The sequence below is a fragment of the Pseudomonas sp. P1.8 genome, from assembly GCF_001269805.1.
GTDB lineage: Bacteria > Pseudomonadota > Gammaproteobacteria > Pseudomonadales > Pseudomonadaceae > Aquipseudomonas.
Genome location: NZ_LHVM01000007.1, coordinates 450873 through 463867 on the forward strand (window position 1 = coordinate 450873; position 12995 = coordinate 463867).

General features: G+C 59.8%; 13 protein-coding genes. 7 read left to right on the forward strand and 6 right to left on the reverse strand.

All coding sequences use genetic code 11. The features are described 5' to 3' along the window. Positions 1-112 precede the first annotated feature (112 nt). Positions 113-745, forward strand: a complete 633-nt coding sequence (emhR, locus tag AD668_RS05855; protein ID WP_053155623.1) for an efflux system transcriptional repressor EmhR — start codon at positions 113-115, stop codon at positions 743-745. Positions 746-1023: 278 nt separating this feature from the next. Here the strand turns inward: emhR and AD668_RS05860 are convergent, their stop codons facing one another. From AD668_RS05860 to AD668_RS05870, 3 genes are all read right to left on the reverse strand, one after another. Then, positions 1024-2073 (reverse strand): alkene reductase, encoded by a 1050-nt coding sequence (locus tag AD668_RS05860; protein ID WP_053155625.1) that lies wholly within the window; start codon positions 2071-2073, stop codon positions 1024-1026. Between the two features lie 30 nt (positions 2074-2103). Next, the gene (locus AD668_RS05865; RefSeq protein WP_053155627.1) at positions 2104-3270 is read right to left on the reverse strand and encodes an MFS transporter; all 1167 of its coding nucleotides are present in this window, start codon (positions 3268-3270) and stop codon (positions 2104-2106) included. A gap of 95 nt (positions 3271-3365) precedes the next feature. Then, positions 3366-3668 (reverse strand): helix-turn-helix transcriptional regulator, encoded by a 303-nt coding sequence (locus tag AD668_RS05870; protein ID WP_007983055.1) that lies wholly within the window; start codon positions 3666-3668, stop codon positions 3366-3368. A 170-nt stretch (positions 3669-3838) separates the two neighbouring features. Between AD668_RS05870 and AD668_RS05875 the strand changes: the two genes are divergently transcribed. Further along, positions 3839-4417: an ACP phosphodiesterase gene (locus AD668_RS05875; RefSeq protein ID WP_053155629.1), complete on the forward strand. Its 579-nt coding sequence runs from the start codon at positions 3839-3841 to the stop codon at positions 4415-4417. A 115-nt stretch (positions 4418-4532) separates the two neighbouring features. Here AD668_RS05875 and AD668_RS05880 read toward each other — a convergent pair whose 3' ends face one another. Next, complete coding sequence (locus AD668_RS05880; protein ID WP_053155631.1) at positions 4533-5324, reverse strand: 1-acyl-sn-glycerol-3-phosphate acyltransferase; 792 nt, start codon at positions 5322-5324, stop codon at positions 4533-4535. Further along, on the reverse strand, positions 5324-6079 hold the full coding sequence (gene olsB / locus AD668_RS05885) for an L-ornithine N(alpha)-acyltransferase (RefSeq protein ID WP_053155633.1): 756 nt from the start codon (positions 6077-6079) through the stop codon (positions 5324-5326). Before olsB ends, AD668_RS05880 begins: the two co-directional genes overlap by 1 nt. 155 nt (positions 6080-6234) lie before the next feature. On the opposite strand from olsB, the gene AD668_RS05890 reads away from it, so the two are divergent. The 5 genes from AD668_RS05890 to AD668_RS05910 all read left to right on the forward strand — a co-directional run bounded on the left by AD668_RS05890 (position 6235) and on the right by AD668_RS05910 (position 10503). Beyond that, entirely contained in the window at positions 6235-7113 is an 879-nt protein-coding gene (locus AD668_RS05890; RefSeq protein ID WP_053155635.1) for an acyl-CoA dehydrogenase family protein, read from the forward strand. A gap of 114 nt (positions 7114-7227) precedes the next feature. Next, positions 7228-8322: a serine hydrolase gene (locus AD668_RS05895; RefSeq protein ID WP_053155637.1), complete on the forward strand. Its 1095-nt coding sequence runs from the start codon at positions 7228-7230 to the stop codon at positions 8320-8322. Further along, the gene (locus AD668_RS05900; protein WP_053155639.1) at positions 8319-8651 is read left to right on the forward strand and encodes a hypothetical protein; all 333 of its coding nucleotides are present in this window, start codon (positions 8319-8321) and stop codon (positions 8649-8651) included. The genes AD668_RS05895 and AD668_RS05900 overlap by 4 nt, the downstream gene beginning before the upstream one ends. 102 nt (positions 8652-8753) lie before the next feature. Next, entirely contained in the window at positions 8754-9344 is a 591-nt protein-coding gene (locus tag AD668_RS05905; RefSeq protein ID WP_053155641.1) for a YceI family protein, read from the forward strand. Position 9345: 1 nt separating this feature from the next. After that, positions 9346-10503, forward strand: a complete 1158-nt coding sequence (locus tag AD668_RS05910; RefSeq protein ID WP_053155643.1) for a phosphatidylserine/phosphatidylglycerophosphate/cardiolipin synthase family protein — start codon at positions 9346-9348, stop codon at positions 10501-10503. A gap of 103 nt (positions 10504-10606) precedes the next feature. Here the strand turns inward: AD668_RS05910 and bglX are convergent, their stop codons facing one another. Next, positions 10607-12898, reverse strand: coding sequence for a beta-glucosidase BglX (bglX, locus tag AD668_RS05915; protein WP_053155646.1), 2292 nt, complete (start codon positions 12896-12898; stop codon positions 10607-10609). Positions 12899-12995 lie beyond the last annotated feature (97 nt).

Here is a 12995-nt window from a genome sequence, read left to right on the forward strand (position 1 = left end):
CGTGGAAAGGTTCGAATTGTAGGCCGGGGACGAGACTCAAGAACGCTCGCCCCACTCTTTTTCAGCAGATATTCAGACATCGCTGAAGCACCCTGATTGAGGTTGTACTGCCATGGTCCGTCGTACCAAAGAAGAAGCTCAGGAAACCCGTGCCCAGATTCTCGTGGCGGCGGAGAAGGCCTTTTTCGAACGGGGTGTGGCGCGTACCACGCTGGCGGACATCGCAACCCTCGCCGGTGTCACTCGCGGTGCCATCTACTGGCATTTCAGCAACAAGGCGGACCTGGTGCAGGCCATGCTCGATACCTTGCATGAGCCGCTGGAGGAAATGGCCAAGGCCAGTGAGAGCGAAGATGAGCTCGATCCCCTGGGGTGCATGCGAAAGCTGCTGGTTCATTTGTTTCATCAAATTGCGCTGGACCCGAAAACCCGACGCATCAACGAAATTCTGTTTCATAAGTGCGAATTCACCGATGAAATGTGCGACCTGCGCCAACAGCGCGTGACAGCCAGCCTCGACTGCAACGTGCGCATTGGCGTGGCCCTGGGTAATGCAGTCAATCGTGGGCAATTGCCGGAAAACCTCGACACTGCCCGTGCGGCGATCAGCCTGCATGCATACATCGACGGCATCCTGTACCAGTGGTTGCTGGCCCCCGACAGCTTTGAACTGCACACCGAAGCCGAGCGTTGGGCCGATACAGGGCTGGACATGCTGCGTTTGAGCCCCAGTTTGTGTAAATGAAGGAACATGCGTAATCGACGTATTGTGTGTCAACCGTCGAGACCGTAAATGAACTGTTCTTCACGTGCCCTTCGACAATGGGCTGCTTTTATATACTTACACTCGGCCCGTTGACAGGTTGCGAGCTCAGTAATTTGTAGGAGTTTTGTGTCGAGTCTGTGAGCAAGTCCTTTTCGCGGTCCCCGTAGGGGATGGTGTCAAAGCCATAATATTGTTTTCAAATAACAAAAAGCCCCTGCTCTTTCGAGTCGGGGCTTTTGCATTTCCAGGATGACTGATTACAGCGTCGGGTAGTCGATATAACCAACCGGTCCCTTCGCATAAAACAGCTCCGGACGCGCTTCGTTAAGCGGCGCATCGGCTTTCAAGCGCGCCGGCAAATCCGGATTGGCGATGAACGGCACACCGAATGCGACCGCATCGGCCTTGCCACTGGCCAGCCATTCGTTGGCGCTGTCCTTGGTGAAGCGTTCGTTGGCAATGTACGGGCCTGCGAAAGCTGCTTTCAATTGTGGGCCGAGGCTGTCAGCGCCTTCTTTCTCGCGTGAGCAAATGAAGGCGATGCCACGCTTGCCGAGTTCACGAGCAACGTAAGTGAAAGTTTCAGCCAGGTTGTCGTCGCCCATGTCATGGGAGTCGGCGCGTGGAGACAAATGCACGCCCACGCGACCGGCGCCCCAGACTTCGATCGCCGCGTCGGTCACTTCCAGCAGCAGGCGTGCACGGTTTTCCAGGGAGCCGCCGTAATTGTCGGTGCGCTGGTTGGTGCTGCTTTGCAGGAACTGGTCAAGCAGGTAACCGTTGGCTCCGTGAATCTCCACGCCATCAAAACCAGCAGCCTTGGCGTTTTCAGCACCCACGCGATAAGCGTCGACGATGTCGGCGATTTCAGCGGTTTCCAGTGCGCGTGGGGTAGGGTAGTCCGCCAGCGGACGCACCAGGCTGACGTGGCCTTTTGGCTGGATGGCGCTGGGTGCAACCGGTGCTTCACCATTCAGGTACGTCGGATGCGAAACCCGGCCGACGTGCCACAGTTGCAGGAAAATCTTGCCGCCTGCGCCGTGGATGGCCTTGGTCACGTTGGACCAGCCACGTACTTGATCGTTGGACCAGATGCCCGGGGTGTCCGGGTAGCCGACGCCCATGGGTGTGACCGACGTGGCTTCGCTGAGAATCAGGCCAGCGGAAGCGCGTTGTACGTAGTACTCGGCCATCAGTGCGTTTGGCACTCGACCTTCATCGGCGCGGCAACGGGTCAGCGGCGCCATGATGATGCGGTTGGCCAACTCGAGGTCGCCCAGTTTGATCGGATCGAAAATAGTCGTCATGTAATGCAACCCTCGTGAGGTAATGGTTGATCAGTTGGTAGCAGGAGCCAGATCGGGATTACCGCTCTGACGGAACGTAATCAGGGTCACCAGCAGGGCGAGTACCGCCAAAACAGCCGCTGCGAGCGGCACGCTGGTCAGTCCGAAACCGTGGGCGATCACGCTGCCGCCGACCCAGGCACCCAACGCATTGCCGACGTTGAATGCACCGATATTCAGGGTCGACACCAGGTTCGGAGCCGCTTTGCCAAAGGTCACGACGTTCACTTGCAGGGCAGGCACTGCGGCGAAACACGCAGTGGCCCAAAGGAACAGGGTGATTTCGGTCGGGATCAGCGCGACGCTGGTCCAGGTCAGGACGGTGGAGATCACAGCCATGGCGATGAAGACGCCGATCAGGGTTGCCGCCAGGCCTTTGTCGGCCATCTTGCCGCCGATGATGTTGCCGACCGTCAGGCCCAGGCCGATCAACATCAGGGTCCAGGTCACGCCACGGGGCGAGACGCCGGTGACTTCACCCAGCAACGGTGCGACGTAGGTGAACAGCGTGAACACCGAGGCGGCGAACAGTGCGGTCATGCTCAGCGACAACCAGATTCCGGCACCCTTGAGCGCGGCCAATTCAGCACGCATGTCGAGTTTTTCTTCGTCGCGCTTTGCCGGCAGGAAGCGGATCAGGCCGATCAGTGCGATTACGCCGATCACGGTTACCGCCCAGAAGGTCGAGCGCCACCCGGCTTCCTGACCGAGCGCGGTACCCAGCGGTACGCCGAGTACGTTGGCCAGGGTCAGGCCGGTGAACATCAGGGCCACAGCCGAAGCACGTTTGTTCGCAGGCACCAGGCCCGCGGCGACCACCGAACCGATACCGAAGAAGGCGCCATGGCACAGTGCTGTGACCACACGGGCAAACATCAGCACGTTGTAGTCGCCAGCCACTGCGCAGAGCAGGTTGCCGACAATGAAGATGCCCATCAACGCCACCAGTGCGGCCTTGCGTGGCAGCCTGGCGGTGGCCAGCGCCATGAACGGCGCACCGATCGCCACGCCCAGGGCGTAACCGGTCACCAGCCAGCCGGCACCGGGGATCGACACACCAAGGTCCGCCGCGACGTTGGGCAGCAAGCCCATGATGACGAACTCGGTGGTACCGATGGCGAAGGCGCTCAAGGCCAATATGAGTAGCGAGAGAGGCATTGTTTGATTCCTTGTCGGCTGGCTGACGTGGGGGGCGTTCTCAATTGGCCTACCCGTTGCTGTGTGAAAACCAATTGAGAACCGCCCCCACAGGGTCAGAGCTCTTTACTGAAGGTTTTGAGGAACTCCTGAATGGTTTCCTCGTTGCGCTTGAAAAAATGCCATTGGCCGACTTTGCGGCTGCTGATCAGGCCGGCGCGTTGCAGGGTCGCCAGGTGTGCGGACACTGTGGACTGCGACAAACCGCAACGTTGATCGATCTGCCCGGCGCAAACGCCGTGCTCGTTGCTGTGGGACTGGTCGGGAAATTCGACGGTCGGGTCTTTGAGCCAGTGCAGGATTTCTCGCCGTACTGGGTGTGCCAGGGCTTTTATTATTTCGTCGAGATTGATGGTCATGATGTGGGCTCGTGATGTTTGAAACGCTATATCGCGATGAAGCGAACTTTAAATCGGTATTTCGCGATATACAAATATGATTTGGCTCTGACCAGCTCACATTTCGGTATATCGAGTTATAACGATACGTTGAGTGTAACAAGGGATGGCCGCAGTGCTAAGCTGCGCCCATGAACTATCTCGCACATCTTCACCTCGGTGGCCAGCGCCCCGGTCAATTGCTCGGCAGCCTGTATGGCGATTTCGTCAAGGGCAGGCTGCAAGGGCAATACGATCCGGAGATCGAAGCCGCCATCCAGCTGCATCGCAGCATCGACGTGTTTACCGATCGGCATCCGCTGGTGGATGCGTCGTTGTCACGGTTTTCCCTGACGCGCCGGCGTTATGCCGGGATCGTGCTCGACGTGTTTTTTGACCATTGCCTGGCGCGGGACTGGAAGTTGTATGCGGACCGGCCACTGGCGTTGTTTACCTCGGATGTTTACCAGGTGCTGTCCACTGAACCGCAGCTCCCGGAGCGCTTGGCTCGCATTGCGCCTTATATGGTGGCCGATGACTGGTTGGGTTCTTACCGGGAGTTCGACGTGCTGGAGCAGGTGCTTCGGGGTATTTCACGACGGTTGACCCGTCCGGAGGAACTGGCGGGCGCGATGCAGGAACTGCGGCGGTTGTATGAGCCTTTGAGCGAGGATTTTCGGTTGTTCTATCCGCAGTTGCAGGATTTTGCGCAGAACTACCCAGTACGCTGAACCCCCTGTAGGAGCGAGCCTGCTCGCGATTGCCATTTGTCATTTGTCATTGAGCATCATCGTTGAATGTAAATCCGCTATCGCGAGCAGGCTCGCTCCTACAGGGGGAATGTGTTTACGCGGCAATCGCGGGGCGCAGGGGAACTCGTTGCGATTCAACAACAGCACCAAACAACGCCTTTTGCACCACCTGCTGCGCCTCGAACGCCAGTGCTGCGCGTTCCCGACCTTCGCAAGCGATGGGCTTGAGCAGATGAATCTCCACGCCGCCGCGATCATTGGCAAACAACCGCATCAGGTGCGACAACAGATCATCGTCGCCAATGAACGGTGCCAACGCATCGAGTTCGCCGTTGCGCACATAACGAATCGCCACCGGTTGCATCGCCACTCCGGAATCGATGGCGGCGGACAGCAAGCGGCCATGAAAGGTGCGCAGTGAACGGCCATCGGTGGTAGTGCCTTCCGGGAACATCAGCAGCGGATGCGCCGTTTCCAGATGACAGGTCATCTGTTTGCGGAGCAATTGGCTATCACCCGAACCACGTCGGATGAACAGGCTGCCAGCCTTGGCCGCCAACCAGCCAGCCACCGGCCAGGTGCGCACTTCGGCCTTGGACAGGAACGACAGGGGCGTGAGCATCCCCAGCAACGGAATGTCGGTCCAGGACACGTGATTGCAAACCCACAGCATCGGCGCCTTTGGCAGCTCACCGTGGACCGTGACGTCAAAGGGCAGGGCGTTGCTCAGGCGAGCCATGAAAAATCGCGACCAACGCTGGCGGCGTTCCATCGAGTGCGCCATGCCCAGGCGCTCGAACAACCCGAACACACTGGCCATGCTCAGCCCCAGCGCCACCACCAGCAAGACCCGCGCAACTCGCGTGTATACGCGCAACCGGCTCATCACACAGCTGCCTTGAAGTGTTTGGCGTAGCGCGGGCAGAGTTCGTCGCGCTTGAGCAGGATGAACACGTCGGCGACCTGGAAGTCTTCGTCCCAGCACGGCTCGCCGCAGATCTTCGCGCCCAGGCGCATGTAGGCCTTGAGCAGGGGGGGCATTTCGGCGATCACGTTGGAAGGGATGTCCAGGCTCGGCAATGGCTTTTTCGGCTCGGCCCGCAGGTGTTCGGTGCACAGGTAGCGCTCGCGCAGACGCTGCATGATCGCGTGGGCCTGGATGCCGCCATCCTGCATCGGAATGCTCGCGCAGCCCATCAAATAGCTATAGCCGCCCTGGTTGAGCACTTCGGCCAATTCGCCCCAGAGCACGGCAATGGTGCCGCCGTTGCGATAGGCGGGATCGACACAAGTACGACCGATTTCCAGGATCGGGCCCTGCAAGTGGATCAGGCCATTCAGGCTGAACTCTTCTTCGCTGTAGAACTTGCCCAGGCTGCTCGCGGCGGTATGGTCGAGCAAGCGGGTGGTCGCCACCAGACGTCCGGTGTTGAGGTCGCGCACACCGATGTGGGTGCAATGTACGTCGTAGTCATCCATGTCCAGACCCCGTTCCGCGCCTTTGAGCCTGGCGTTGAATTCGCCGCTGAACACGTTGAATCGCAAGGCCTGGGCTTCTTGCAAAGCCTCGGCGCCCACCAGGCGTTCGGCTTGCAGGCGGCGTTCGTTGCCGGTGTCGCTGATGCGGGCGATCTGAGTCATGGCGAATCTCCATTCGGGTTGCTCACCCGTCTTTGGGCTACAGCGAATCGACTTTCTTTGTCTAGCCGTGTTGTGCAAAGTCAGGCTATGTAGCCCCGGTGTCATCGCCATTAAGCTTTGGTGATGCTTATATGACAGCCCACAAGGAGCCTCTTATGCCCTGGCAAACCCTGTTGAACCGTGGCGAGCGCCTGCCCGCCAATCCTGATCTGGCCGAAGGTTTTGCAACCTTGTTGCAGCAACTGGGTAGCGTTACACCGTTCGAGTTGGCGGTGGCGGGCGCACGCTTGATGGCCACACCGGGTTTGGCGTTTCTGGTGGGCTATCAAGCCGCGTTGCGCATGCTCTGGCCGAGCGCCCCGGCGAGTCTGGGCGCGCTGTGCGCCACCGAACAGCGCAGCCTGCGCCCGGTGGACATGCAGACCCGACTCAGTGGTTTGCGCCTGAGCGGCCGCAAGGATTTTGTCACTGCTGGCGATGCCGCCGACTGGTTGCTGGTGGCTGCACGCAGTGAAGAGCCCGACGAAGATCCGCGTTTGAGCCTGGCGGTGATTTATCGTGATGAGCCGGGTGTGCGGGTGGAGCAACTGCCGGCGATCCCATTGATGCCGGACATCAGCCATGGCCGGCTGTTTCTGGAAAACGCGTTATGCGAATTGCTGGCGGGGGATGGTTGGGATGCCTACGTCAAACCGTTCCGCACGCTGGAAGACATTTATGTACTGAGTGCCATGACCGCGTGGTTGTATGGCGTTGGCCAGCAGAGTGATTGGTCGCAAGGCTTGCAGTTGCGTTTGTTGGCTTTGCTCGCCGGTTGCGCGGAAGTCAGCCGACTGCCGCCCACCAGCCCGGCCGGGCATGTGTTGCTGGGCGGGTTGTTTGCGCAGTTCGAGGCCCTGAAAAAACCAATCAATGAAGCGCTGGCCGAGGGACCTCCAGAGTGGGCGGCAATGTGGCAGCGCGATCAGGCCGTGATGGATCTGGCGGCGGGGGCGCGGGGCAAGCGGTTGGCCAAGGCATTGGCGGGCCTCTGAGAATTTTGGGAGCTGTCGAAGGCTCGGGCCGCGTTCGGCAGCTCCTACAAGGGGTCGCCTGAGTGTCATTTGATTGGGCTAGGCTAACCCGGTTATTTCCCATGAGCCCCCGCCATGCTGAAAGGCTTTTCCCTGATTTTCCTGCTGTTTTTTAGCGTCTTCGCCCACGCCGAACAGTGGCCCGCCGAGCAATGGCCGACCGGCCCGACCATCACCGGGTCTGCGCGAGAGGCGCTTGAGTCCTACGCCTTCCCACCTCGCGACGATAGTACCCGTCAAGGCATTCGCACTGACGCCTTGGTCGTGATCCACGACGGCCAGTTGATCTACGAACGCTACGCCGGCCCGACCACGGCCCAGACGCCACACCTGACGTGGTCGATCAGCAAGAGCCTGATGGCATCCGTCCTTGGCATGGCTTACGGCGAAGGGTTGTTCAAGCTTCAAGACCCGGTACAGAAGTTTTATCCGCCGCTGCACAAATACCCGGCCATGACCCTGGCCGACCTGCTGCACTGGGCCTCGGGCATCGACTGGCAGGAAGACTACGAATACGCACCGTTGAAATCCTCGGTTGTGGCCATGCTCTACACCCGGGGCCGTAGGGATATGGCTGAATTCACCGTCGATCACGACAGCTATGCAGCGCCGGGCCAGGCGTTTCGTTATTCCAGTGGTGACAGCAACCTGTTGTCCGCTGCGTTGAAAAACATCGTCGGGCCCAATCGCTACGCCGACTATCCATGGACTGCGCTGTTCGAGCCGTTGGGTATTGGCCATGCCGTGTGGGAAACCGATGACACTGGCACTTTCGTTGCGTCTTCGTATGCGTATCTCACGGCGCGGGATCTGGCGCGCGTCGGCTTGTTGATGGCCCGTGACGGGCGTTGGGGCGATAAACAACTGTTGCCCAGAGACTGGATCGCGTTCAACCGCGAACCCTTTGCCAACTATCGTGCCCGTCAGGATGACGCCGTGCCCGGTGGCCACTGGTGGCTCAATCGCGCAGCTGACGGGGCCGCCCAACCTTGGCCCGATGCGCCTGCCGACACCTTCGCTGCGTTGGGCCATTGGGGGCAGGCGATGTACGTGATACCCAGTGAAAAACTGGTGATCGTGCGCTACGGCGACGACCGCGACGGCAGCTACCGGCACAACGAAATGCTCAAGCTCGCGCTGAAAGCCGTCGCCACAACGGTGCAGCCATGAGCGGATTTCTTCGACGCCGACCGATCAGCTCGCTGTTGTTGATCCTGCTGTTGGCATTGCTCGGCTGGATCTGGCATGAGCGCGTGGCGTTAGGGGCGTTCCCCGACATCATCAGCGCCTACACCGCCAAGGAGTATTGCTCGTGCCGTTATGTGATGAACAACCACCCCGAGTATTGCCGCGGGTATGTGAAACAGTGGTTGCCGACCAGCGGCTTCACCGATGACATTGCCATCAAGCGTGTAACAGCCAGCGGTATGGGGCGCAGCAACAGCGCACAGTGGATTGGCGAGCATCAGGGCTGTCGCTTGCTGCCCTGGAAGCAATGAAGCTTGCTCGCCACAAAAGCGGGTTGGGTGGCGTAGATGGCTTGCAATGCGCTGAGGGCCAGTTAAGGTTCAGCACAGGTTTATCTGCCCTCACGAGTTTTTATGTTCAAGTGTTTCACTTTGAAAACCCTATCTTTCCTGCTGTTGGCTGGCGCTACGCTGTCGGCCCACGCCGACTGGTACCTCGACGGCGAATCCTCGCGGCTGTCATTTGTCAGCACCAAAAACGCCAATGTTTCTGAAGTGCAGCGCTTTCTGGTGCTGCATGGCCAGGTCGATCCCAAGGGTTTGGCGCGAGTGGAAGTCGAGATGGATTCGATCAACAGCGGCATCCCGTTGCGCGATGAGCGCATGCGCAAAGAGCTGTTCGAGATCGAAAAGTTTCCCGAAGCCTTGATCACCACCCAGATCGATTTGCGTCCGATCAACGATCTCGCTCCCGGTGCGCAACTGGAATTGCGCCTGCCGCTGACCGTCGATCTGCATGGCAAGCAGCACACGTACAACGCCCAGTTGCTGGCCACCCGTCTCGATGACCGGCGTTTCCAGGTGGTGACGCTTGAGCCGGTGGTTATCAGCGCTGAAGACTTCGAGCTGGCGCCTGGCCTTGAAACCTTGCGCAAATTGGCCGGGTTGTCCGCGATCGGTCTGTCGGTGCCGGTGGGTGCGGTGCTGATTTTCACGGCGCGCTGACATGGCCGGACCGATATTTCCCTGGCGTGAAGGCAACCACTTCGAACTGTTGATCGACGGCCCGCAGTTCTTCCCGCGCATGCTGGTGGCGATTGCCCGTGCCGAAGAACAGGTTGAACTGGAGTTGTACCTGGTCGAGGCGGGCGCTTGCGCCGAGGAGATGGTTCAGGCGCTGGTCCAGGCCGCCGAGCGCGGCGTGCGGGTGCGGTGCCTGTTCGATGACTATGGCAGCCTGGCTTTCACACTGGCCTTGCGCCAGCGCCTGACGTCCGCCGGGGTCGAGTTGCGGTTCTACAATCGCCTGAACTGGCGGCGCTGGGTCGGCAACTTCTACCGTGATCATCGCAAGCTGTTGTTGGTCGATCAGAGCCTGGCCGTCGTTGGTGGCACTGGCGTTACCGATGAGTTCTGGATGCCTGGTGAAGACGTCAGCGAGTGGCACGAAGTCATGGTGGAAATGTCCGGGCCGCTGGTGCTCGACTGGCAGTTGCTGTTCGACCGCCAATGGATCGCCAACCGTCATCGCCGCGCCTGGCGCCCGGCTTCGCATTTTGGTTTGCCACGCTTGCCGCGGGTACCTTCGGTGGGTGAGGGCATGGGCCGCGTTGCCTACGCCGACGCCCGCCAGCACCGCGATATTCTGCAATCGTTGATTCGCGCATTGAATAGCGGCCAGCGTCGGATCTGGCTGGCCACGCCATATTTTCTGCCGACCTGGAAAGTCCGTCGCTCATTGCGCCGTGCCGCTGCCCGAGGCGTCGATGTGCGCCTGCTGTTGACCGGGCCGCGCACTGATCACCCGTCCGTGCGTTACGCCGGGCATCGCTACTATCCGCGACTACTCAAGGCCGGGGTGCGGATTTTTGAGTACCAGCCGTGCTTCCTGCACCTGAAAATGGTCCTGATCGACGACTGGGTCAGTATTGGTTCGTGCAATTTCGATCACTGGAACTTGCGCTTCAACCTGGAAGCCAATCTTGAAGCGCTGGACCCAAGCCTGACCCGGGCGGTAGCGGCGAGTTTCGAACGGGACTTTACCCAGAGCCTGGAAGTCAGTCTGGAGGCATGGCAGCGTCGACCGCTGTGGAAGCGGGTCAAACAGAGGATCTGGGGGTGGGTGGATCGGCTGGTGGTGAATCTGCTGGATCGGCGGGGATAAAGTTAAAGCGAGATCAAAAGATCGCAGCCTTCGGCAGCTCTTGCAGGGGTATGAGGTGTTCCCCGTAGGAGCTGCCGAAGGCTGCGATCTTTTGCGTTGAGGGTTACAGCAACTCAAAACTCTGCTGCGTCACGTCCTGGGAATCCAGGCCGATCTGCACGTTGAACTTGCCGGGCTCCGCTGCGTACTTGAGCTGGGTGTTGTAGAACTTCAGATCATCCTCGGTGATGGTGAAGTGCACGACTTTCTGTTCGCCAGCCTTGATCATCACTTTCTGGAAGTTCTTCAACTCCTTGAGCGGCCGGATCATCGAACCGGTCACGTCCTGAATGTACAACTGCACCACGGTTTCGCCGTCACGCTTGCCGGTGTTTTTCACCGTGACGCTGGCGTCGAGCTTGCCGGTCTTGTTCAGCGTGGTCGACGACAGTGCCATGTTGCTCAGGTTGAAATCGGTGTAGCTCAAGCCGAAGCCGAACGGGAACAGCGGGCCGGTGGTGTCATCGAAATACTGCGACGTGTAGTTGCCCGGCTTGCCCGGCGTGAAGGGCCGGCCAATGCTCAGGTGGTTGTAATAGGTCGGAATCTGGCCTACCGAGCGCGGGATAGTGATCGGCAGTTTGCCCGACGGGTTGTAGTCGCCGAACAGCACGTCGGCAATGGCGTTGCCGCCTTCCGTACCGCTGAACCAGGTTTCCAGGATCGCGTCAGCCTGTTCCTTCTCTTCGAGAATCGACAGCGGGCGGCCGTTCATCAACACCAGCACCAACGGTTTGCCGGTAGCTTTCAAGGCTTTGATCAATTCGCGCTGGTTGGGCGGGATGTTGATATCGGTGCGGCTCGATGATTCGTGCGACATGCCGCGGGACTCGCCCACCGCTGCGACCACCACATCGGCATCCTTGGCGGCTTTCACCGCTTCGTCGATCAGCACTTGCGCCGAACGCGGATCGTCTACCACTTCCGGGGCATCGAAGTTGAGGAAGTTCAGGTAACCGAGGATTTTTGGATCGCTGGTGATGTTGGCGCCACGGGCATAGATCAACGTCGATTGCGAACCCAGTGCAGCGGTCATGCCGTCGAACAGCGTGACCGATTGCGCAGGGCGACCGTTAGCGGCCCAGCTACCCATCATGTCGATCGGTGCCTTGGCCAGCGGACCCACCAAAGCGATTTTCGCGGTTTTTTTCAGCGGCAGGGTTTCGCCCTGGTTTTTCAACAGCACCAGACTGCGGCGCGCCACGTCTCGGGCCTCGGCCCGGTGCAGGCGGCTATCGGCATTGGTGTCGGCCGGATCTTGCTCGGCTTTGCCGATGCGCAGGTACGGGTCCTTGAACAGGCCCATGTCGTACTTGGCCGCCAGCACTTCACGCACGGCGTTATCGATGTCGCTTTGTTCAATCTCGCCGGCCTTCAACAGCCCTGGCAGCTCTTTGCCATAGAGGGTGTCGTTCATGCTCATGTCGATACCGGCCTTGATCGCGAGCTTCGCGGCTTCGCGGCCATCGGCGGCAACGCCGTGCTTGATGAGCTCGAAAATTGCCCCATGGTCACTGACGGCCAGGCCTTTGAAGCCCCAATCCTTGCGCAGCAGGTCATTCATCAGCCAGGTGTTGGCGGTGGCCGGCACGCCGTTGATCGAGTTCAGTGCAACCATCACCCCGCCAGCACCCGCGTCAATTGCCGCGCGGTAGGGCGGCAGGTAATCCTGGTACATCTTGACCGGGCTCATGTCGACAACGTTGTAGTCGCGTCCGCCCTCGACCGCGCCGTACAAGGCGAAATGCTTGACGCTGGCCATGATGCTGTCGGCCGCGTTTGCACCGGAGCCCTGGAACGCCTTGACCATGACGCCGGCAATGCGCGACACCAGGTAGGTGTCTTCGCCGAAGCCTTCGGAAGTACGGCCCCAACGTGGGTCGCGGGAGATGTCGACCATCGGCGCGAAGGTGAGGTCGACGCCGTCCGATGAGGCTTCCTTGGCGGCGATGCGCCCGGACAGGGCAATGGCGTCCATGTCCCAGCTCGAGGCCAGGGCCAGCGGGATCGGGAAAATGGTGCGGTGACCGTGGATCACGTCATAGGCGAAAAACATCGGGATCTTCAGGCGGCTGCGCATCGCCGCGTCCTGCATCGGCCGGTTTTCCGGGCGGGTGATCGAGTTGAACGTGCCGCCGATGTTGCCTGCCGCGATTTCCTTGCGGATCAGCTCCCGGGGCATTTCCGGGCCGATGCTGATCAGGCGCAGCTGGCCGATTTTTTCATCGAGGGTCATTTGCTTCATCAGGTTGCTGATGAAAGCGTCCTTGTTCTCCAGGGGTGCGGGTGTCGTGGCGGCCAATACGTTATGACTGGCCAGGCCGACGAACAGGCCCAGCAAACACAGCTTCTTCATGAATAGTTTTCTCAAGGGCCCAAACGGCGATGAACGCGCCGGCCAGCCAAAAGTTAGGGAGCGACTATTGTTGTTCGGGTGCTGACTGAAAAAACCA